This is a genomic window from Rhizobium sp. Rhizsp82 (assembly GCF_047325115.1).
Lineage (GTDB): Bacteria > Pseudomonadota > Alphaproteobacteria > Rhizobiales > Rhizobiaceae > Rhizobium.
The window spans coordinates 1,399,091-1,420,396 of the sequence record NZ_CP168571.1; the positions used below are offsets into that span (position 1 = coordinate 1,399,091).

The following is a 21,306-nucleotide window of genomic DNA, read 5'->3' on the forward strand; positions in this document are numbered from 1 at the left end:
CGAACGAGGATACATGCATGCCGGCTGAAAATCCACGAAACAACACTTCTTTAATACTCGAACAATAAAAATATAAAAACTCATTACTAAAACATTAACAAGGAAAACCTGACATGAAACGCCTGTCGATCAAGGTCAGCATCACAGCAACCTTATCTCTAATTTTCGCGCTTTTTGGCTTCGTTGGCTTTGCTGCGCTGGACGGCATGATGAAGACCGACGCGTCCGCGAACGAAATCGCGACTAACTGGCTGCCAAGCGTGCAGCAATCCCAGCAAATCGCCCTGAGCCTTACCAACCTCCGACTTGCCTTCCGCGATCACATAATTGCTCAGACTCCTCAGGAAAAAGCTGGAAGGGAACAAGCAATAGCCACGGCTGAAGTCCAGCTGGAGAAATCGGTGGCTGGCTACGTTCCTTTGATCTCCTCGACCGAAGAGCAATCATTGCTCGAAAGCATTAAGGGAGATGCAGCCAAATATGCAGCGAAGCGTAATGAACTTCTTGCTTTGTCGCGAGCGAACCAAACGGTTGCCGCTGGCGAATTTTTAAACGGTGAAATGAAGAGATTCTCGGATCAAGCGATGACCTCAGCCTTGGAGCTTGTCGAGGTCAATCAGCGCGGCGGCCTGAACGCCGCCCGAGCGAGCGCCGAAACATTTCAGAGTGCGAGAGTCATCTTGTTGGCCGCGGTGGTATTCGCCCTCATCATCATCGTGGGAGCGATCTTCAACGCGCTCGTTGGAATAGCAAGACCAATTACGGGTATCACTCAGGCCATGAGAAGCCTGGCGGAAGGTGACACCTCGTCTCCTATTCCATACGCAGGGCGAACCGATGAAGTCGGCTCTATGGCAAGTGCAGTCGAAGTTTTCCGCTTGGCCGCCATCGAGAACAATAGGCTCCAGCGCGAGGCGCAGGTATCACGCGATGAAGCAGAGCGAGTGAGGATAGCGCTTCAAGGAGAGGCGGAGCGAGATGCTAGTGCACGCCTCCGGGTCGCAACATCTGGGTTTGCCGCTGGCCTGCAGCGAATGGCCTCCGGCGACCTCGCATTTCAGCTCTCCGAGCCATTCTCGCCCGAGTTCGAAGCCCTTCGCACTGACTTTAATCAGTCCGTACATCGGCTTGGATCGGTTCTTACGGCGGTTGCCACAAGCGTAAATTCCATCGATGCGAGTACTCGGGAGATCGCTTCGGGTGCGCAGGATCTGTCGCATAGAACGGAGCAACAAGCCGCCTCACTGGAAGAGACTGCGGCTGCTTTGGAACAGATAACCTCGAATGTGGTTGCTTCCAGCAAAAGAACCGAAGAGGCGCGGGCTATTGCGACACAAGCAAACGACGGCGCCGTAAAGTCCACGGACGTAGTTTCCAGAGCAGAAGCGGCAATGGAGCGCATCGAAAGCAGTTCTCAGCAGATCTCTAATATTATTGGAGTGATTGATGAGATTGCGTTTCAAACAAACCTTCTAGCATTGAATGCAGGCGTGGAGGCTGCTCGTGCCGGCGAGGCGGGCAAAGGTTTTGCCGTTGTCGCGCAGGAGGTACGAGAACTCGCTCAACGCTCCGCACAGGCGGCGAAGGAGATCAAGGGACTTATTCGAAATTCGACTGAGCAAGTGGAGGGTGGCGTAACCTTGGTGCGAAACGCTGGCGAGGCGCTGAAGGCTATCGGATCATCTATCGCCGAAATGAATGCGCAGATGGAATCGATCGCGACATCGTCCCGTGAGCAAAATGTTGGTCTGGGTGAGGTGAATTCCGCCGTAAACCTGCTTGACCAGACGACGCAGCAAAATGCTGCGATGGTGGAGCAGTCTACTGCCGCCTCCACGGCGCTGGCAATCGAATCCGCCAAACTGCGCGAGCTCGTCGGTGGCTTCCTCCTCCCCACTACGAATGCTCCGTCTTCTCGCTTTGAGCAGCCTGAACGTAAGGTTGCTTGAGTTCCAAGTAAGAACTCCGCTTAAGAGCGGAGTTCTTACTCAAACTGCGACAGAACACTCCCTGATTTGCCTCGGCTTAGAACAGACCCAATAGTCAACCAGTCGCGCCACAATACTGATGAAAGCACAACGTAAGCTTGTGCTGGCGACATGCAAATTAACTTGTTCATCTTTTAGACATTGAATGACGGCAATACCGCCATCCTGCCTATAAATTAATCGTGCATATTTTTGCGCCATAAATTGGCGTGATATTCCCCTAATTTGGCTGAAAACGCACTGGCGCGGGCGTTGTGAAACTGGCCGCTTTACCGTGTAATCACATCAAGCCCGCTACGGGGTCCACCAAAATTTACTTCCCGCCCGTGTGCACACCCCATCAACTGGGGATCGGCTCACCGTGCCTATCGTGGAGTTGCGAATGTCGAAGATTAACACGTCGATCATCACCGGGTTCCTGGGAGCGGGCAAGACCACGCTGCTAAACCGCGTGTTGACGGAAAGGACTAGCGAACGTGTCGCTGTGATTGTCAATGAATACGGCGAAGTGGGAATAGACGGGAAGCTCGTTGTCGGTACGCAGGACGATATTGTCGAGCTCAACAACGGCTGTATATGCTGCACCGTCCGTGATGATTTGATCTCCGCAATACGGAACCTTCTTGCATCGGGACGCCCGATCGATCGATTTGTAATCGAGACCTCCGGTCTGGCAGACCCTGCGCCCGTCATCCAATCCTTCATCTTGGATGAGGTTCTCTCAGAGAGATTGCAGCTCGACGCTATCGTTACGGTCGTAGACGCACGACACGTTGAACGTCAACTGTCACAGGACGAAGCCGTGGAGCAGATAAGCTTTGCAGACGTCGTCTTGCTCAACAAGGTTGATCTCGTCTCTGAAGAGCATCTCGCTGAGATCGAAAGGACCATCCGCCTTCTCAATCCTCTCGCTGGAATAGTCAGAACCAACCGCTGCAACGTTCAGGCGTCGGAAGTCCTCGATCTCGCTGCATTCGACCTTAAGAACATTCTCAGTATCGATCCGTTTGTCCTTGACGACCATGAACACGAACACGATCAAACCGTGTCGTGCGTCGCATTCAGAGAGAAGCTACCTGTCGACCCCGCCCTATTCAACGGGTGGCTGTCTCGCCTCACTCAAGAGATCGGAAAAGATCTCTTCAGGATGAAAGGCGTAATAAATTTCGCTGACGAAGCGCGCCGTTACGTTTTCCATGGCGTTCACATGACCCTTGAAGGACGCCCTGGAAAGCCGTGGCTCACAGACGACAGGCTTACCGAAATAGTCTTCATCGGACGTAACCTTGATGAAGAATTGCTCAGAGAAGGCTTTCTGAGCTGCCGCATACCCCTCCCCGCACTCGCTTCCTAACCATCGAAACAAGGAGATAAACATGCCACCGCTTGTCGCCGCAATGATCAGCCTGGGAGTACTGGGCGCAATCGATACCTATATCACCGCAACTGTCTTTCCTGTCCCAGTCTGGGTGACCTTTATCGCCTGGGCATCCTTCTTCGCATGCGGCGGCGGCCAACATGGCCTTCTCAAATCAGTCGTATCTAACTGGACAGGGATCATCATCGCATCCATCACCTTGCTGATAATACAGTTCGGTCCAGAGCATCCGGTTTTCGCTGCTGTACTCGTTGGTGCGGGAACATCTGTAATGGTGCTCGTGTCGGCAATCCCCATCCTGAACTTCCCGCCGGCAATCGTTTTCGGCTTTGCGTCCTTAGTTGGAACCACCGCAGCTACCGGGACAACAGTCACCAGCTCAGGCCTCAACCACCCGACACTCGTCGCAATGGCCGCGATGCTTCTTGGTGGCGCGTTCGGCTTGCTGTCTGAAATAGGGACCAACCTGCTCGCTGCCAAGAAGCCAGCCACTGCCTGAAACCATCCCTTAGCGAAAGGCTCATCCAATGAAACTTCAACACTTCCTCGGTGGACTCGAAAACCTGGGTCCAGTCAGTACTGAAACGCGGGTATTTGTCGAGCAATGGGAAACCCGCATCTTCGGGATCCATACAGCAATGATGGCGCTTTCCTCTCAGCTTCCGCTGCCTGCCACCCCTTCGACCTTCAACACCGTATGGACTTGGGCGGACCTTCGTAAAGGCGCCGAGAGTTTGAACCCGTTCGACTACTTCAAATACCGATACTACGAGAAGTGGCTAGGAGGGGTCTCCGGTTACTTCATCGAAAAAGGCTACATCACGGCCGACGAGCTCGACGCGTTGACCGAGGAGTATTACGCTGATCCGTTAAAGGCTCTTCCTTCGTCCGCTGAACAGGCTGTCGACGATCGGGTGGTTCAATACCTCGTCGAGGGCGACAGTCCGAAGCGCGATGTCTCGGTGCAATTTGATTTTGTCGAGGGCGATCTGGTTTCGATCAAGAACGTGCCAAGCATCGAACACACGCGTCTACCTGGCTTTTTGAGAAACAGAACCGGCGTTGTCGAGACCGTCTACCCGGGGGCGTACACATATCTGTGCAACACAGGCTCGGACGGTATCGGTCCTGCGATGGCGGTCTACTGCGTTCGTTTCGACCCGAATGAACTTTGGCCGGACAATGCGGAGCCGAACTTCAGCCTCTACGCTGACCTTTATTCCCATTACCTCGCTTTTCCTGAAACTGCTGAGACTGCCAAGGCAGCCTGAGCTCAGCCGAACAGACGCACTGGAGAGAATTTCATGTCAGATCGTTTCGAATACCGAGCCGACCGAGAAGCGTACAGCGCCGCCAGGGTCCGGGCACTGGAAGCCCTACTTATCAAGAAGGGCGTTATCACGGCCAACACGGTTGATACAGTTCTCGATTATTTCGAGACCAAAATGGGCCCATTTAATGGAGCCAAGATCGTCGCACGCGCGTGGGTGGACCCTTCATTCAGAGATAGGCTCGTAGCGGATACGCCAAAGGCAATCGCTGAACTTAACCTTCCTGAAGGAATGGCGGGCGCGGAAGGCGAACACATGCGCGCGGTCGCAAATGAGCCAGGCGTCCACAATCTGATTATCTGCACGCTGTGCTCTTGCTATCCGTGGCCAGTGCTTGGTCTTCCGCCGTACTGGTATAAGGACCCGACGTTCCGCAGCCGCGCGGCCCGCGAGCCCCGCACCGTTCTTTCCGAATTCGGGCTGCCGATCGGCAACGATGTCGAAGTCAAGGTCTGGGACTCCAGCGCCCAGATCCGATGGTTCGTGATCCCAGAAAGGCCGGAAGGCACGGATGGAATGTCTGAGCTCGAACTTGAAGCGCTTGTCACTCCAGAAGCGATGATGGGCGTCGCCATATCCAAAGCTGCCTGAGGACTAAAGATGCTCACTCAGTTTGAACACTTCGCCGTCAACGAAATGATGGGCAAAGCCGATAACCCACCGAGGGCAAACGGCACCCTTTGTTTCGGTTCGGATTGGGAACGATCCTCCTTTGGTATGGCCCTCGCGCTTGCAAAGCACGGCTATTTCGAGTGGGACGACTTCAGAGATGAGCTGATCGCGACCATAAGAACCTGGGAGGACGCTCACCCAGACGATCGATCATCATGGAACTACTACGATCAGTTCCTTGCAGCGCTGGAAGCAGCGGTCGTCAAGGCTGGCTTAGTAGATCCCGCCGAGATCAGGGCCGCAATTGCGGCCTGATCATTCCCCTCATTTCCCTCGTCCCATTTTTGGAGGTCAACTATGACTGCTTATACCTCGTCTGTACACACCCGCCCCGGGATTTCCAGTGGCGTCTCGAAACTAATGCAGTCGGCTGCGGCCGTTTTCTTCGGAATAGCCATTGTCGGCTTTGTGGGCTTCTCACACTTGGAAGCAGTCCATAACGCCGCGCATGACACGCGCCACGCAAACGCGTTTCCCTGCCACTAGGAGTCTAGGTGATGCCGCTTTTTAGATCAATTGTGTTCGCCTCCGTCGTCGTTGGGCTAATTGTTGGTACAGCAATTACCATCGTTCAGTATTTCGGAACTATTCAGCTGATCGCTCAGGCGGAGGTCTACGAAACCGGTGGAAGCGCGCATCACCACGACGCCGACGAGGCAGCAACACCAACATTACCGGATACGCACAGTCACAACACGGCGAGTTGGGAGCCTAGTGATGGCGTTGAGAGGCTGTCCTTTACTCTGGCTGCAAATATACTGACGTCGATCGGCTATTCTCTCGTGCTCATTGGCTTGGTTGCACTCCGGGGCAAGCCGGTCACTTGGCGGGAAGGCATATTTTGGGGCCTTGCCGCCTTTGCGTCTGTCATGCTCGGACCAATGCTCGGCTTGCCGCCAGAGCTTCCTGGAACACCGTCCGCGCCGCTTGACGCCCGCCAAATTTGGTGGGTCGGGACAGCAATTATGACGGCGTGTGCTCTAGCAATTCTCGCCTTTAACCGAAGGCCGTGGGCTGCGGCAGTGGCAATAGTGATGATCTCGGTCCCGCATTTGATCGGTGCGCCAATCGCACCTGAGGGCGAGCACGGGTCGGCACCGGCCGCTCTAGAGCAGCAGTTCGTTGCGGCGGTCGTTATCACCAGTCTCGTCTTCTGGGTGATGCTCGGCTCCCTTGGCGCTGCAGTCTACGGACGCTTTGGAGCCTCAAAGTGAATATGAGGTGGGTGGAAGCCCTCGACGCAGTGCAGTTTCCCGCCGCTAATGGCGGGAACTGTTACATCCACCGCCTCGCTTTCCGCGCAATTCTTGGTGGCGAGCCTAAGCCGCAGGACTGCCTCGATTTCCTTGCTAAACATGAGCTCGAGGTGGCAGACGCAGCGAGCAAACTGGCGATTGACCAACGCATAAAGCCGGGAAAAAACTACCACCTCAACAGTCGCCACATAAGACGTTCGACCAGTTGGCGCGAGACTTGCATGTGAAAAGTCACACAGTCGTTCTAACGAAAGGTCAGGGCCATGCGAATTGTGATCCTCGCTCCACCGGGAGTTCAGTCATTGGATATCGTTGGGCCAGCGGAAGTTTTCTGGGAGGCCGCAAGGCGCTTGGGGGACATGACCAAATACGACATCCAGATTATGTCGACTGGCGCGCCTTCTGTTGCAGGTACCGGCCAACTACGTTTCGTGGCGGATCGAACGATATTCGACCGTGACCAAGAGATTGATACCCTTCTGGTAGCTGGTGATCCTTCGTTTCATGCTATTGATCCCCAAGTCATAGCCTGGCTTCGCCGACGCGTGCCAACCGTCCGCCGCTTCGGTTCGATCTGCACTGGTGTCTTTCTTCTGGGTGCAGCCGGGCTCCTCGATGGAAAGCGGGTAACAACGCATTGGGAGTGTGCCCCGAAGTTCAGCAAAGACTTCCCGAACATCGAATTGGATGCGGACGCTATCTATATCCGTGATGGGTCTCTCATAACCGCAGCAGGGGTCACCGCCGGCATAGATCTCGCCTTAGCACTCGTTGAGGAAGACTACGGACGTGACGTGGCACTCATTGTAGCCCGTTACATGGTGATGTTTATGAAGCGGCCGGGAGGGCAATCACAGTTCAGCGCGCACCTGGTAGGGCAAATGTCGGAGACGACCCTGATACAACGCGCTCAAGATTATATTCTCGCCAATCTGGCCGGGTCGCTTTTGATTGACTCAGTCGCAAGCAAGGTTGGTATGAGCACCCGAAATTTCGGGCGGGTCTTCCGACAGGAATTAGGAATAACACCGATCGAATTCATCACCGCGGCACGAACCGACGCGGCCCGCAGATTGCTTGAGGACACCAATCAACCGCTTCAGCGAATTGCAACGGTGTGCGGATTTGGTGACGTGCACGCCATGCGCCGCGCATTCGCCAAGACGATAGGCGTCAGTCCAAACGAGTATAGGACGAGATTCCAGCCCGCCGCTTCATGGAGCAAAGTAAGGACCAGCGTAAAGGTCGGTTCCGAGCATGACGCCCGAGCTTAGTGTTCGCGTCGTGGGTTAGCGTTCCCTGATGCGTCCGCGCCCATTGCCCTTGGCGTCGTAAAGAGCCTTGTCGGCCGCCACCAATAGCGCACTAGAGGGCCCATCGTCGGCCGACGCGATGCCGATGCTGACGCCGATCGCGTAAGCGCGGCCATTGACGACAAGTGGCTTCCCGAAAGCTGCGAGTATCGCCGCAGCCGAACTGCGAGCAATCTTTATGGCATCGGGTCCGACGATCATCGCCACAAATTCGTCACCTCCAAGCCTCGCCAAAATATTTGCTTGTGGAAGGTTATTGAAGAGTCTCACAGACGCGAGCTTTAGAACCTCATCTCCAGCAGCGTGTCCATCGGTATCGTTCACTTCTTTGAAGTGGTCCAGGTCTATCTGCAGGCAAGCAGCCCTACGTCCACGATTTTCCGGGCTTGCGAGAAAGCGGTCGAGATATCTGCGGTTTGGCAAGTTCGTAAGCGCGTCATGGAGCATTAAACGTTCCATTTCGAAATGTGCCGCCTCTAACCGATCGTTTTGCGCACGCACTTGCAGCGCTGATGCGCGTAAATCCTCCTGTACCGCAACGTCGTTTGTAATGTCCCAGTTGGCGCCCACCATAATCGTTTCGCCATCTGGCAGCTGGAATGGCATCCCGCTGACTCTCATGTGGCGCGTTTCCCCGGCCGGTCGTGTAATTCGAAACTGCCCACTGAGCTTGCGTCCTGTTTCCAGCGAAGTGGATAGCGCATTTTCGACGATGGACAGATCTTCGTGGTGCAGCGAGTTTCTGAAGATCTCGAACGTCGGCCCGTCTTTTGCCTCTGTCACGCCGAAGAGCTCGCGCATCCGACGATCCCAAAGCAAAACACCCGTTTCTGGATGATACTCCCACACCCCCGCTTCGAGCGCCTCCAACGCAAGCTCCAGCCGAAGAGTCAGGTGCTCTAGTTGGTTTTCTGTACCACCGGGAAAGCGACGCGCAATGTCTTCCCGACGCTCCTCGAAATTGCGTCTAAAATCGTCATCAAGAAAGTGCACCGCGAAAGCTCCGGGTGTCGTGAATTCTTTGAAAGCTTGGGCCATCGACTATCATATCTGAACTATCGAGCCCTGATGCGGACGCCGATTTAGGTTAGATAAATATGGACCAGGTATGAATGGAGCGTTAACCGCGACCGCCCGCCAGCACAAGTGCCATGCGCCCGATCTCATCGGCCGTCACTGGCGGACTGAAGAGGTAGCCTTGCAACACGTCACAACCAAGTCCCTCCAGTATGTCCGCATGCTCGTTAGTCTCAACGCCCTCTGCGATTACCTCGATCTTGAGTGCTTTTGCAATGTCGATCAACGATGCGAGTAGCGCTCTTTGAGCCAGGTCATTAACGATGGGAGCCACCAGCTTCCGATCGATCTTTAATCTGTCGGGCCTGAGATCCATCAGACTAACAATCGAAGCGTGCCCGGTTCCAAAATCGTCCAGTTCGATTTGGATCCCAAGATCTCTTATTCTCTCGACCGCTTGCGAAAGTTGGACATCGCGCTCGTCGAATGAAATCGACTCTAGTAATTCGAAGGATAGCACCCCGGCACGATTCCCGATCAAACCAAGCATTTTAGGGAAATCATCGTCTTTCAGCCGTTGCGCCGACACATTAACGCTTATTCGCGGGATCGGCACCCCGTCTTCTTGCCAACGATCGAAAGCGGCCAACGCCTTCACGAGGACCATTCCATCCAAGTCTCCGAGGCGCCCAACTTGTTCGGCCGCCGGTAGAAACCGCGTTGGCGGGAGTATTCCATCGTATGGATGTGACCAGCGAGCGAGCGCCTCAGCCCCCACAATTTTTCGCGTTTTGGCGTCGACTTGCGGTTGGAAGAAAGGGATGAACTCAGATCGTTCCAGGCCGCTGAGCACTTCCTCCGCCAGCTCTCGCTCACCGACTGCTCTCTCTCGAAGTCGCTGCGAGAACACTGCATAGCGGCCACCTCCACGCCGCTTGGCCTCATATAAGGCTATGTCGGCGTCTGAGATCAATGACCCCAGCGATGCGCTGGCAGTTTGAAACGCAACACCAACACTTGCACCCAAGCGAAAGCCGCGTCGCCCGACTTCCACCGGTTCCCGGCAAGCAGCCACTATCGCGGCTGCCGTTGCTGTCACCTCTCCTCGGTCTGTTTCGCATTTTCGCAGTATTATAAATTCATCGCCTCCTGTACGCGCTATTAGATCGCTTTCGGAACAGATGGCTTTGAGACGAGCGGCCATGATGCGCAGCACAGCATCGCCCAATGAGTGACCACCGGTGTCATTCACAGATTTGAACCTGTCCAGGTCCACGTGCAGGCACGCTATGACGTCTTTCTGACCCAAGGAGCCAAAAAACGAAGCCGGGTCGCGCTCTACGCTTCTTCGGTTTGCTAGTCCCGTGAGCGAGTCATGTAGTGCTTGAAACTCAAGCTCCGCACGTATCTTATGGAGCTCATCGTTTTGACGCTTGGCTTTCTCTTCCGCGGCTCGAGCTTCTTGCTGAGCCAGTACGTCGCTAGTTATGTCCCAGTTGGCGCCGATGAGGATACGCTCCCCATCTTCTAAAGTGTGCACTATGCCGTGCGCGCGAACAAATCGTAACTCCCCCTTTGTATTGAAGATCCTGAACTCACCCCTTAGGGGCATCGTTCCTTTGAAAGCCGCACTGAGAGCATCCTCAACAAGGCCTAAATCCTCCGGGTGCACCATTGCGCGAAAATGCTCGTATCCCAGCGTCTCAGTCAACGCCGTGATGCCAAAAATCTCCCGCATCCGGTCGTCCCAGACCATAGCGCCGTCAAAGGGGTGGAACTCCCACGATCCAACCCCCGACGCTTGCAGTGTAAGATCGAGGCGCTTTGAAAGCAGCAGGAAGCGCGCTTCGCGGTCTCTAAGCAGATTTTCCATCTCACGGCTCTGCCCCGGATTGAGGAGGGGCAACGACGTTTGAACACGTGGGTAGGCCGGAGCGAACCCCGCAGAAGCAACACTCTTTGGCATCTCAAATGCTTTCTATTACGATCAGACGGGAAAGGAACTCAATCTGTGCCTGCATCTTTTCTGGCAAAAAAATATGGTTCACGTGCTAAGGAATGATGAATCGAATCACAGGCTCAATAACTGACTGACGGAAGGCCAGGTGCGACTTGGAGGAAGACTATCCAGACCTAAGATCGGTACCGGCGCAGCGGCGCCTTGACCCAGATCTGGTGCTTTCCAAGCTTCGGAAGGCAGTCCCTTTCGACTACATTTGGATCTGTGGTCTGGACATTCCTGGGTTCGAAGCAGGGACAGCGAGATCCGTTGATACCGACTTCCCTCCGCTTTTCGTTGAAAAATACGTTCTTGGAAAATTCAACGCAGCAGATCCGCTTATTCTCGCAGCCGCTGATCTGCGTCGGTCGCTTACCGACTTAGAGGCCTACAAGCTCTACAAATCGCCTGTTGGGCTTCAGTCGCTGCTGGCGGACTTCAACATTTATGCTCGTGCTATTGTACCCGTGGAACGGCAAGGTGGGCCATTCGGTGCAGTTATCGTCGCAAGAGAGAACGCGTTCGGGGACGATGAGATGGAATACCTTGAGTTCGTATCGCCGATGCTGCACCGGAGAATTACCAAATCTCTGATGCGAAAATATGGCGCGGATCAGCTCAGACTTTCTGCCACGGAGCTTCGGTGCCTCGCGCTATCTGAGCAAGGACTGACAAGTGAAGAGATCGCGAAAGGATTCGGGCTGCTTCCTCAGACTGTGAACGGCCATTTCATTGCGGCCGCCAAAAAACTTGGAGCCAACAACCGGGTTCAAGCTGTGGCTATTGCTATTAGGCGGGGCCTAATCTGATCCAAGCTCTTTCGCACTGAAAATGGGTTCCAGGCATGGCCGGCGAACGGCCATTTGCTCTATATGATTCCGAGCCTACATGCTTTGGCGACGGCTTGCATACGGTTGACTACGTCCATTTTCCTCATCGCGCTTTTCATGTACCCGTTCACCGTATGAGCTGAGATCTTCAAGATAGTCGCTGTCTCAAAGCTGCTTTTCCCCGCCGCCGCCCAACCAAGACATTCGATCTCTCTCATCGACAAATGATTGCCCAACGTCTCAGTTGGACGTGGGCTAAGCCCCTCGATCAACTTCATGGTCTCGAACAGAACGCGAGGAGTATCCGGTTCCCATTCTTCGTCATGTGGCCGCGAGAAGAAAAACACGTAGCGCTGGTCCTCGTGATCGCACAGGCTGAATGCTAAAGTAGAGTGCAGCCCGCGCGCTTCGAATGCGGTGCGAAGAGCTTCCGATCCGCCCGGCAGCCGCTTTGGAAACAGCACGTCATTGCCGAACAGAGGTAAGATTGTGCGTCTAGCGTGGCTGACAAACTCTCCTTTTCCGAAGTGCCCTGCGAGCACATATTCCTTGTAAACGTCCGTCGGCCAGTTCGTGCAGATTATCCCGTTCTCAAGGAGGCGAAGATCCGCCTCTGGAAAGTAGGCAGCCAAGTAATAGGAAAAACCGCTGTCATCTGCTACACGGCATAGGGATGTCTCAAACAGCTCGTAGAGGCGTTTTTGTCGGAGGCGGCCACTCCCACCTGAATCAACATCAATAAGTAGTCGGGCGCTAGATGAAATACGCAAATGGAAACCCCGTGTAGAACCGCCGCCAATCATGACGATCATCATGCTTCATTTTTGAATACATTGCGGCTATTAGGTCAAGCGCAAAGGGAGTTAGCCATGAGATATCCAGCACACGAGACCGAAGAGAAGCATCAGCGAATTCTGAGGGAGGCCGCCCGCGCGTTCCGCGCCCACGGACTGGATGGCGTTTCCATCAGCGACATTATGAAAGCGACCGGACTTACTCACGGCCCCTTTTACAACCACTTTCCGTCGAAAGCCGCGCTTGCGCAAGAAGTTATCACAAGAACAACGGAGCAACTGCAAGAAACCCTGGCTTCCCTGTCCGGGAGCGGTAACGCAGCGATTCACAACTATTACGTTTCCGCTACTCACCGTGACGAGCCTGAAAACGGTTGTGTTCTAGCGGCCTGCGGCCCTGAAATAGCCCGCGATAACGCTCTTCGTGACATCGCCGCCCCTCACATCGAAAACGTGGTGCTTCAACTTGCTTCTGGCATGAAAGATCAGACGCCTGATGATGCGAGGCAAGCAGCACTGACGCAGTTTGCGACGATGGTTGGAACCATAATTCTCGCCCGTGCGTGCGCGGGTCATAAGCTCTCTGACGAACTGTTGGCGAGTGTTGTGCAGTCGCTGAAAGAGGACGGCGCCGCAAACTCGAAAAAAAAGCGCACCTCAAGCAAGCGGGCTTGAATGTAAGGCCAAATCGCGCTCAAACATGATGGGTATCATGCTTGAGTCGGTGGGCTGTGAATAAACCATCCGTCCGGCATCTTAGGTCATTTCACCCGAAGCCGAGGACACAATGACGGTAGTTGGACAAGTAAATAAAGCGACCGCTAACACCACCACAGGAAGCACTGGCAGCTCTGGAAATACTGGAAATACGAGCGACCCCACATCGCAAGCCGGAGGTAAGACGGCTAGCGACAAGGCGATGTTGAACTACGACAGCTTCCTTCGACTCCTTATCGCACAGCTGAAGAACCAGGATCCTACAGCTCCGTCAGATCCAGCTCAACAGCTCGCACAACTAGCAAGTTTCTCACAGGTGGAGCAGACCATCCAATCCAACCAGAAGCTGGATAGCCTGCTCACGCAAAGCAGTCTGCAGATTGCGCAGAGCTATATAGGAAAATACGTTCAAACCACAGGCGATAACCCGGTCTCGGGAACAGTGGCTTCCGTTAAAGTCTACAGCGATGGCCTCATTGCGACGTTGGATAACGGAAAGCAGGTTCTTGTTGGACCAGGCGTCACCATAAGTGACGGGCCGCCGAAGACGTCCAACCCTTCCTGAACTCTTGCGCCCCGACTCTTTGCCGAGCGGGGCGCAAGACACCCTACTCGCCCTTGAAGTCAAAGGCGGGCCTCGGTTTTCCGGCCTTGAACAGTTCAACCGAAGTTGGCAAAGCGTGCCGGACATCGGCGGTTTTGAACAATGGCATTGCGATATCGAACATTGCTTCGTCCGCGACGGCCACACCACCTGTTGCCCATAATCGTAGGAGTGCTTTGTGTGCGGCATGGGCCTTGGTTGGGCCGTTTGCTATGCGTTTGGCGAACGCGATAGTCTCTTGTTCAAGCGCCTCGTCGGCAACAATGCGATTGACCACACCATATTGCATCATTGTATCAGCTGGAACTTGCTCCGACGTCAACGCCCATTCCATGGCCTTTGCACGTCCCGCTTTTTCTGCAACCCGATAGATGCCTCCGAGCAAAGTGACGATCCCTAGCGACTGTTCGGGATGCCCAAACCGAGCGTTTTCAGAGGCAAAGACGATGTCGGCACGGACCGACAACTCCAGCCCGCCGCCAAAGCAAAGGCCGCGGACAGCAGCAATCGTTGGAATTGATAGTCGCTCGAACGTATTGAAAGCGTTAAGGTAACCTTCGAAGAGGGTCCTGAGCTCCCGTTCGTTTAGGTCTACCCAAGGAACGATATCGCCTCCGAAGCTGAAGTCTGCGCCATCGGCAGTGACAACAAGAGCACGAGCATCACTATTGCTTACGGCCGCTATAGCGTGGGCGAACTCGTCCAGCATCTGCGGCGACAAGCGGTTTTGCGGCGGATTTTGTAGAACGATGTGCGCGACATTTTCCGCGAAGTAGTGCCTCAGATGTTGCATCACCGACCTCCCTCGTTGCCAAGATGTTTTGTGAACCAAGCGACGGCGGCCGAACTGGCTGCTCGAAACTCGTCCAGGTAAGGATCGAAGTGGCCGCCTTTTATAGTGACGAGCTTTTTAGGTTCCAACGCTCTTTCATAGGCCGCAAGCGCGAGATCCGTGACTGTGATTGTATCATCCATGGCGACGACCATAAGCAACGGGGTTGGAGAGACCCGCGGGACCCAGGTGCCTGGTTCGTACATTCTCGCAAGACGAGTAGATCGGACGGTTACGTTGTTCTCCCAAGCTCCTTCCGGAACCGTCTGTGTGTAAAACGAAATTGCGTCTGGGGTCCTGTATGAGGCCGCGATCGAGAGATCGCTACTGACAATGGCTTGCCGTCGTGGCGGGAAGCCCGCGAGTTGGGCACGCTCGTCGTCCGAAAAGAGCTCCTCGAGCTTTGCCACACCATCTGGAGGCACGCGCCGCAGTCCCTGCTCATATCCGGAAATTGTGGGCACTTGGGAAACGACGGCCTTTACACGGCGGTCGGTAGCTCCAAGGACAAGGACATGGCCGCCGGCATAGCTGGTTCCCCAAATTCCAATTCTAGACGGATCGACCTCTGGGCGGGACTCCAAAAATGATATCGCGCGTCGCCAATCTGCTATCTGTCTCCATGGATCGACGTCTTGACGGAGATCGCCACCACTGGCGCCAAATCCTCTGTGATCATGCAACAGCACTACGAAACCCGCGTCCGCAAAAGCCTTCGCGAATGATTCGAGTCCCTGCTCTTTCACCCCAGCATAGCCGTGAGCCATTGAGATCGCGGGGAGAGCATGGCTGCTGTCCGGCACGAAAAGCCATCCCGCGATCGTGGCGCCGCCCTCAGCGGCAAATTCTATATCAAGTCTTTTCAAAGCCATTCCTCCGATGGTTTTCCAGACGCCTCTTGAATTTAGGGGCATATAAGACTTATAACCTGGTTGCCGTTCAAGCAAACGGTTTTTGGAAAACGTTTCTCGGGAGGAGAACATGACCAAGGATTTGACTGCCCGTATTCCGTTCGAACGGAGAGGCACGGGATCGCTAACTATTCTATTTATCCACGGCTTTCTTGATTCCGCAGAAGTTTGGAATCCTGTCCTGAAGCTCTTGGCGAAAACTGAGCACTCGACGGTCACATTCGACCTACCTGGGATGGGCAAACTGACAGGCCTGGCAGGTGACATCAGTCTCGAGAGCTACCGCGACGACGTTTCCTCTATAATTGAGAGGCTTCCAGGAAACCTCGTCATCGTTGCACAAAGCATGGGTGCGCAAGTGGCCGACTTGCTCGCGGAGGCCCATCCCGAAAAAGTGCTCGCGATGATATTGGTTGCGCCTGTTCCGTTGTCGGGCGTGAATGCGCCCGAGGATGCAGTGGCTGATTTCCGTGCACTCGGCGGCAACCTTGAGGCTCAGAGAAATGTTCGGGCTTATCTCTCCCCCAACCTGGCGAGTGAAGAGCTGGATACGCTGAACAAATCCGGTGAAGAAGTGCGCCCGTCAACGGTAGCTACCCTCGTGGATCTCTGGAATGCCGGGGTGGCGGGCGCAGACGCTCCAAGCTCCTTTGAGGGACCAGTCGTGCTTATGCGTGGCGAGAGCGATCCCTTCGTCAATGCTGAGATGGCAGACCGCGTAGCGGCAAGGTTCAAGAACCGGAAACAAGTATCGGTCAAGGGAGCTGGACACTGGCTGCATTTTGAGGACCCGGAAGCTCTAATGGGTGTCATCCAGGACCTCCTCAAGGCTTTGACATCATCCGAGGCGGCAGGTGATTGGAAGAGCGCTTTCGCTCAAAAGTCCTCATCAGCTTTCGCTGACACTTTCTCCCAAGACGTAACTCTTGAGGCAGCTACGCTCTACAAGCCCGTTGTAGGCAAAGAGAACGTCAAGAACGTAATGGAAGCGGCCAGCCGGATTTATGAGTCACTTGAATTTACAGAGCAGTCGGATGGGCAAGCACGACAGTATCTGGAGTGGCGCGCTCTTGCCTTCGGCGGAGTTAAAATATCAGGCGTAACCGTCATCACCCGCAGTAGCGACGGGAAAATCGCAAACATTGCAATACATCACCGGCCACTCGCAGCCGCCATCAAGTTTTCTCACGAACTCGGCGTCCGTTTAAAGGGAGTACTGCCAGACGAGCATTTTGCCGCATCGCCGGTCATTTTGGATTAGGAGGAATCAAATGATTATTGACGCAGAAGCCTTAGATGCTACGCAAGCCTATAAACTCTTGATTGCAACGGTTGTGCCACGTGCTATTGGTTGGCTCAGCACACTTTCAACGGATGGCGTCGCGAACCTGGCGCCGTTCTCATTCTTCACAGTCGTCGGACGCAAGCCCCCTGTTCTGTCAATCAGCATGCAACCAAAATCTGATGGCCTGACCCTTAAGGACAGCTTTGTCAATATCAGGGATACCGGGGAATTTGTCGCAAACCTCGCCACGCTTGGCCTGGCGGGGCAGATGCATCGGTCTGCTATCGAACATCCCTCTGATGTTGACGAATTCGAGGCAACAGGCCTTGAAAAGACCCCTAGCACGATCGTGCGACCACCCCGCGTCGCACTTGCACCCGTGGCAATGGAGTGCAAACTTGACCGCATCATTCCAGTGGGTGATTTAGGGGATCACGTGGTGTGGGGTCGCGTGGTCCGCTTTCATATCCGTGACGACGCGTATCTGGAAGGCGGGCGTATCGACACTGCTGCCCTATCTCCAATAGGCCGATTGGCGGCGGAGTATACCCTTGTCGAGAATGTATTTACGGCCCCACTCGACGATGAACTGCTGAGGCAACGCGAAGGCGCTCGTATGCAAAGGCTCGACGGAAAGCCCGCAGATTGGTCCGCCGTCAGCCAAAAGAACTGGTCTGCATCCGGTAGCGTTGCCGCCGACTGAACTAACAGCTCACTGTTGGCATTTCACATTCGACTTGATACTGCTCAAAAAGAAGGTGACGCTCTTTCGGCGTCACCAACTTCCAATAGGACTTACCATGCCCGTAAAGAAGGCCAACGCAGTCACGGAACCGGACATCCCCTCGTTGTGTAACTGCACGAAGGTTCGCCGGGCGGCTCGAACCCTCACCCGTTTCTACGACGAATGTATTGCGGAGAGCGGTGTAAAAATCACTCAGTATTCGATACTAGGATACCTCAAGCATCGCGGACCGAAGACTATGCTTGAGTTGGCCGACCTCATGGCGATGGATAGGGCCACCGTGGGTCATAACCTTCGACCTCTGGAACGTGACGGGCTGGTCACTATCGAAGTAAGTGAGAAGGACAAACGAGCCCGCATAGTCAGCGTGACTAAAAAGGGACTAGAATGCATCACCGCTGGTAGACCGGGCTGGGACCGCGCGCAGGCGGCTTTTGACCGCGCCTTCGGGCCGGCTGCCGCTCACGACTTACGCGATAAAATGGACAGCGTTGTCGATGCGGAGCTTGTCTGAAGTTCCACTGGCCAACATTGTTACTTGCATGATAAAAGTGACTCGTCCTACACATGAGGCTTCTTGTATCCCAAGAGGCTCCCATGGATCACATGTTAGAAGCGACTACATCCCCTAAAACGCTTTCGAAGCTGACGCTCACTGTCGTCGCTGCCGGAAGCCTTCTCTCGGCTTTAGACCTTTTCATCGTCAACATCGCATTCCCGTCGATACGCGATAGCTTCCCAAATGCGTCAAACCAGTCACTTTCCTGGGTGTTGAGTGCATATTCGATTGTGTTCGCAGCTCTCCTCGTTCCCAGTGGAAGAATGGGTGATCGCTTTGGCAGAAAGAATGTTTTCAGAGCCGGATTAATTGTTTTCGCGATAGCAAGCGCTGGATGCGCATTTGCTCCCAGTGTAGAGCTTCTGATCGCCGCGCGGACCCTGAAGGGCGCTGGAGCCGCTTTAATGATCCCCTCGTCGATCGGACTGCTGCTCGCCGCCTATCCTCCGTCGAAGCATAAGCTGATGGTGGCTATCTGGGCTGCCATTGCTTCGGTCGGGGCCGCACTTGGACCAGTTCTGGGTGGGATCCTCGTCCACTTGGACTGGCGATACATTTTTCTGATCAACCTTCCAATTGCCCTGCCCTCCATCCTTCTCTGTCGTTTTCTCCACGAGACCCCACGTGGGGAATCCGCAATTCCAGACGTGCTGGGGTCGCTGCTGTTTGCGTTGGGCACAGCCTGTATCGTGGCGGCACTCTCCTATTTCCACGAGTGGGGTCTCTTCAGCCAGAAGCTGTGGACCATCACTGTGTTAGGCGGGCTTATGTTGGGCGGATTTATCTATCGCTGCAATACCGTAAGTAACCCTGCCCTCAACCTTGAGGTTTTCCGCAATCCCACGTTCTCGCTAGCCACTGTCGGCATGCTCAGCTTTTACACCGGCTTCTCGATGTCGATCCTTGCGGGTACGCTTTATCTGACCCAGGTTTGGGCGTGGGATCCTGCGCGGGCCGGTATTGCCTATGCCATCGGACCAGCGCTAGCGGGAACGACTTCCATCTTGTCGGGACGAGGTAAAATCACCCCCCGGACACTCACACTGCTAGGTAGCCTAATCTTCGTTGCGGCAAGCCTGTGGTGGATCACGTTCTTGGGTGACACGCCGAACTTCACCATCGGCTTTCTCCCTGGATTCGCCTTGTCCGGCATCGCCGCAGGAATGGCACAAGCGGGATTTCTCGCCGGGGGAACTGCGGTCTTGTCCCCACAGGAATATTCCGCTGGTAGCGGCGTCCTCAACACATCTCGGCAAGTTGGCGGGGCTTTGGGAATCGCACTTCTCGTGGCACTCACGGGCTCAGCGCGACATGGTGCCGATTTCACCTCGGCGTTCTGGGTAATCAGCGTGACATCACTTGCGGCGGCTGCTACGTCGTTTGCTATACGAGCAAGCGGCTCCGGTCGCTGATCGCTGGAGACAGGCAGCCAGAAGTTGCTGGGGTGGTGATGCGAACTATTGCGATGTTGATCTTCGATGGTGTCCAGGCTCTAGACGTCTCCGGCCCGCTCGACGTATTTGCGGAAGCCACCGGCTTTCTACCAGATGGCGAAGGGTATGACGTCACGCTGATCGGGCCTACAGTGTCTCCTGTCCGAGCATCTAACGGAATGGGCATTTCTGCCGACGTAGATTATGACAAAGCGACTGGCCCATTCGATCTTTTTCTTGTCGCTGGTGGACCGAAGCTACCATCTTCCGTCATCGACGAGCGGATGAAAACGTGCATCTTACGGCTGGCGAAGACGAGCCAGACCTACGGCTCCGTGTGCACCGGAGCGTTCTGCTTGGGTCAATCCGGATTGCTCGACGGGAAGCAGGTTACGACACATTGGCAAAATGCCGCCAACCTGGCGGCAAGATTTCCCTTAGCGAAGGTTGACTACGACCGCATATACCTGCGGGACGGAAACCTTCTTACATCGGCTGGCGTGACCGCCGGTATAGATCTTGCCTTATCCGTTATAAGGGAACACCATGGTGGCTCTTTGGCTGTAGCCGTCGCCAAACGTCTCGTGGTGGTGGCCCAGCGACAGGGTGGACAATCACAATTCAGTCCCTACATCGAAATGGACTTTAAAGAGGACTCGCCGCTGGTCAGCCTGACCAAATACGTCATGGAGAATCTAGGAAAGCCGTTGACGGTGGCTGATCTAGCCCAAGTCGTTGGCATGAGTGCACGTACTTTTGCGCGCTCTTTCGTCGAGTTTGCGAAAGTTACACCGGCAGAGTTTGTCGAAAAGGCCAGGATAGACGTGGCAAGGCATGCATTAGAGGCCACGGCTCAGCCTTTAAAGGTTGTCGCGCACCAATGTGGTTTCGGTAACCCGAAGCGAATGCGGCAGGCGTTTGTGAAGCGGCTCGGCGTAACGCCCGCGGAATACCGCGAGCGCTTTAACCTAAAACCGGCGGCCTGAGTTATCAACTTTCCCAAGGAGAGCTCAGGATCATATCTGCGAAATCCTTGCGCTCGTAACTCGGATCCATCTTCGCGAGAACGTCGGCTTTAACGTTGCCAAAGGTCGTCTCCGGCTTGCGGATTGTTCCCAAGCAGAAGGACGAAAGAATACCATGCTTGAATTTGAGGCCGCGCGGATGACACGCACACACTTCTTCACGTTGGCTCTCGGAAAACGCATCGTAGTTGATACCTAGAACGTCCATCTCAACGCCTGCGGTAACCAACGCTACCGTAGGCCGCTTGTGTTGCGGAATTCCGGGCGTCGTGTGCAGTGCGATTGAGTCCCATACGTCATCGATATCACGTTCAGAGACATCATACGATTTCAGAAAGTCACGAGCGGCATTTGCGCCGTCGACTTCGAACCTCTCGGTGTCACTCGCGTATTTGTCCATGATCCCCATATCGTGGAACATCGCCCCGATGTAGAGGAGCTCCGGGTCATAAGAGAGTCCCTTGCGCTCACCAGTCAGGGCGCCGAATAGGAACACGCGACGCGAGTGGTGATAGAGGAGATCAGTTTCCGTCTCGCGCACCAATTCGGTCGCGGCTGTCGCCATTGCGCTGTCAGGAATCTTGATGCCCGCAACTACTTCTGCAGATTTACTCATT

23 protein-coding genes are annotated in these 21,306 nt (G+C 54.7%); 17 read left to right on the plus strand and 6 right to left on the minus strand.

Going from position 1 to position 21,306, the window contains the following annotated elements; translation table 11 throughout:
• Positions 1-113: 113 nt before the first annotated feature.
• The 9 genes from ACEN84_RS30595 (at position 114) to ACEN84_RS30635 (ending at position 7,899) form a co-directional block, all read left to right on the plus strand.
• A complete protein-coding gene (locus ACEN84_RS30595; protein ID WP_413711697.1) occupies positions 114-1,949 on the plus strand; it encodes a methyl-accepting chemotaxis protein in 1,836 nt (611 codons plus the stop codon).
• Positions 1,950-2,370: 421 nt separating this feature from the next.
• Positions 2,371-3,342, plus strand: coding sequence for a CobW family GTP-binding protein (locus ACEN84_RS30600; RefSeq protein WP_413711698.1), 972 nt, complete (start codon positions 2,371-2,373; stop codon positions 3,340-3,342).
• A 22-nt stretch (positions 3,343-3,364) separates the two neighbouring features.
• Positions 3,365-3,865, plus strand: coding sequence for a DUF1097 domain-containing protein (locus ACEN84_RS30605; protein ID WP_413711699.1), 501 nt, complete (start codon positions 3,365-3,367; stop codon positions 3,863-3,865).
• Between the two features lie 28 nt (positions 3,866-3,893).
• Positions 3,894-4,637 carry a nitrile hydratase subunit beta gene (nthB, locus tag ACEN84_RS30610; RefSeq protein ID WP_413711700.1) on the plus strand — a complete coding sequence of 248 codons (744 nt, stop codon included), beginning with the start codon at positions 3,894-3,896 and terminating at the stop codon, positions 4,635-4,637.
• Between the two features lie 33 nt (positions 4,638-4,670).
• On the plus strand, positions 4,671-5,288 hold the full coding sequence (nthA, locus tag ACEN84_RS30615; protein ID WP_413711701.1) for a nitrile hydratase subunit alpha: 618 nt from the start codon (positions 4,671-4,673) through the stop codon (positions 5,286-5,288).
• A 9-nt stretch (positions 5,289-5,297) separates the two neighbouring features.
• A complete protein-coding gene (locus ACEN84_RS30620) occupies positions 5,298-5,624 on the plus strand; it encodes a nitrile hydratase accessory protein (RefSeq protein ID WP_413711702.1) in 327 nt (108 codons plus the stop codon).
• A gap of 42 nt (positions 5,625-5,666) precedes the next feature.
• Positions 5,667-5,855 (plus strand): CbtB domain-containing protein, encoded by a 189-nt coding sequence (locus tag ACEN84_RS30625; protein WP_413711703.1) that lies wholly within the window; start codon positions 5,667-5,669, stop codon positions 5,853-5,855.
• An 11-nt stretch (positions 5,856-5,866) separates the two neighbouring features.
• Positions 5,867-6,583: a CbtA family protein gene (locus ACEN84_RS30630; protein WP_413711704.1), complete on the plus strand. Its 717-nt coding sequence runs from the start codon at positions 5,867-5,869 to the stop codon at positions 6,581-6,583.
• 305 nt (positions 6,584-6,888) lie between these two features.
• Positions 6,889-7,899: a GlxA family transcriptional regulator gene (locus tag ACEN84_RS30635; RefSeq protein WP_413711705.1), complete on the plus strand. Its 1,011-nt coding sequence runs from the start codon at positions 6,889-6,891 to the stop codon at positions 7,897-7,899.
• Between the two features lie 15 nt (positions 7,900-7,914).
• Here the strand turns inward: ACEN84_RS30635 and ACEN84_RS30640 are convergent, their stop codons facing one another.
• A complete protein-coding gene (locus tag ACEN84_RS30640) occupies positions 7,915-8,976 on the minus strand; it encodes a diguanylate cyclase domain-containing protein (protein ID WP_413711706.1) in 1,062 nt (353 codons plus the stop codon).
• Positions 8,977-9,058: 82 nt separating this feature from the next.
• Entirely contained in the window at positions 9,059-10,828 is a 1,770-nt protein-coding gene (locus ACEN84_RS30645; protein ID WP_413711707.1) for a putative bifunctional diguanylate cyclase/phosphodiesterase, read from the minus strand.
• Positions 10,829-11,067: 239 nt separating this feature from the next.
• Here ACEN84_RS30645 and ACEN84_RS30650 point away from each other — a divergent pair, with 239 nt between their 5' ends.
• A complete protein-coding gene (locus ACEN84_RS30650) occupies positions 11,068-11,763 on the plus strand; it encodes a LuxR C-terminal-related transcriptional regulator (protein WP_413711708.1) in 696 nt (231 codons plus the stop codon).
• Between the two features lie 59 nt (positions 11,764-11,822).
• On the opposite strand, the gene ACEN84_RS30655 is transcribed toward ACEN84_RS30650, so the two are convergent.
• Entirely contained in the window at positions 11,823-12,599 is a 777-nt protein-coding gene (locus tag ACEN84_RS30655; protein WP_413711709.1) for a helix-turn-helix transcriptional regulator, read from the minus strand.
• A 54-nt stretch (positions 12,600-12,653) separates the two neighbouring features.
• Here ACEN84_RS30655 and ACEN84_RS30660 point away from each other — a divergent pair, with 54 nt between their 5' ends.
• Both ACEN84_RS30660 and flgD read left to right on the plus strand, forming a co-directional pair.
• The gene (locus ACEN84_RS30660; protein WP_413711710.1) at positions 12,654-13,253 is read left to right on the plus strand and encodes a TetR/AcrR family transcriptional regulator; all 600 of its coding nucleotides are present in this window, start codon (positions 12,654-12,656) and stop codon (positions 13,251-13,253) included.
• Between the two features lie 112 nt (positions 13,254-13,365).
• Positions 13,366-13,860, plus strand: coding sequence for a flagellar hook assembly protein FlgD (gene flgD / locus ACEN84_RS30665; RefSeq protein WP_413711711.1), 495 nt, complete (start codon positions 13,366-13,368; stop codon positions 13,858-13,860).
• Between the two features lie 43 nt (positions 13,861-13,903).
• On the opposite strand, the gene ACEN84_RS30670 is transcribed toward flgD, so the two are convergent.
• Positions 13,904-14,692 (minus strand): enoyl-CoA hydratase/isomerase family protein, encoded by a 789-nt coding sequence (locus tag ACEN84_RS30670; protein WP_413711712.1) that lies wholly within the window; start codon positions 14,690-14,692, stop codon positions 13,904-13,906.
• Positions 14,692-15,597 (minus strand): alpha/beta hydrolase, encoded by a 906-nt coding sequence (locus tag ACEN84_RS30675; RefSeq protein WP_413711713.1) that lies wholly within the window; start codon positions 15,595-15,597, stop codon positions 14,692-14,694. The genes ACEN84_RS30670 and ACEN84_RS30675 overlap by 1 nt, the downstream gene beginning before the upstream one ends.
• A 115-nt stretch (positions 15,598-15,712) precedes the next feature.
• Here ACEN84_RS30675 and ACEN84_RS30680 point away from each other — a divergent pair, with 115 nt between their 5' ends.
• The 5 genes from ACEN84_RS30680 to ACEN84_RS30700 all read left to right on the plus strand — a co-directional run bounded on the left by ACEN84_RS30680 (position 15,713) and on the right by ACEN84_RS30700 (position 20,650).
• Positions 15,713-16,903, plus strand: a complete 1,191-nt coding sequence (locus tag ACEN84_RS30680) for an alpha/beta fold hydrolase (RefSeq protein WP_413711714.1) — start codon at positions 15,713-15,715, stop codon at positions 16,901-16,903.
• A 10-nt stretch (positions 16,904-16,913) separates the two neighbouring features.
• The gene (locus ACEN84_RS30685) at positions 16,914-17,630 is read left to right on the plus strand and encodes a flavin reductase family protein (RefSeq protein WP_413711715.1); all 717 of its coding nucleotides are present in this window, start codon (positions 16,914-16,916) and stop codon (positions 17,628-17,630) included.
• 97 nt (positions 17,631-17,727) lie between these two features.
• Positions 17,728-18,186, plus strand: coding sequence for a MarR family winged helix-turn-helix transcriptional regulator (locus ACEN84_RS30690; RefSeq protein WP_413711716.1), 459 nt, complete (start codon positions 17,728-17,730; stop codon positions 18,184-18,186).
• A gap of 83 nt (positions 18,187-18,269) precedes the next feature.
• A complete protein-coding gene (locus ACEN84_RS30695) occupies positions 18,270-19,643 on the plus strand; it encodes an MFS transporter (protein ID WP_413711717.1) in 1,374 nt (457 codons plus the stop codon).
• Positions 19,644-19,696: 53 nt separating this feature from the next.
• Complete coding sequence (locus tag ACEN84_RS30700) at positions 19,697-20,650, plus strand: GlxA family transcriptional regulator (protein ID WP_413711718.1); 954 nt, start codon at positions 19,697-19,699, stop codon at positions 20,648-20,650.
• 4 nt (positions 20,651-20,654) lie between these two features.
• On the opposite strand, the gene ACEN84_RS30705 is transcribed toward ACEN84_RS30700, so the two are convergent.
• The gene (locus tag ACEN84_RS30705; RefSeq protein ID WP_413711719.1) at positions 20,655-21,305 is read right to left on the minus strand and encodes an HD domain-containing protein; all 651 of its coding nucleotides are present in this window, start codon (positions 21,303-21,305) and stop codon (positions 20,655-20,657) included.
• Between the last annotated feature and the right edge of the window lies 1 nt (position 21,306).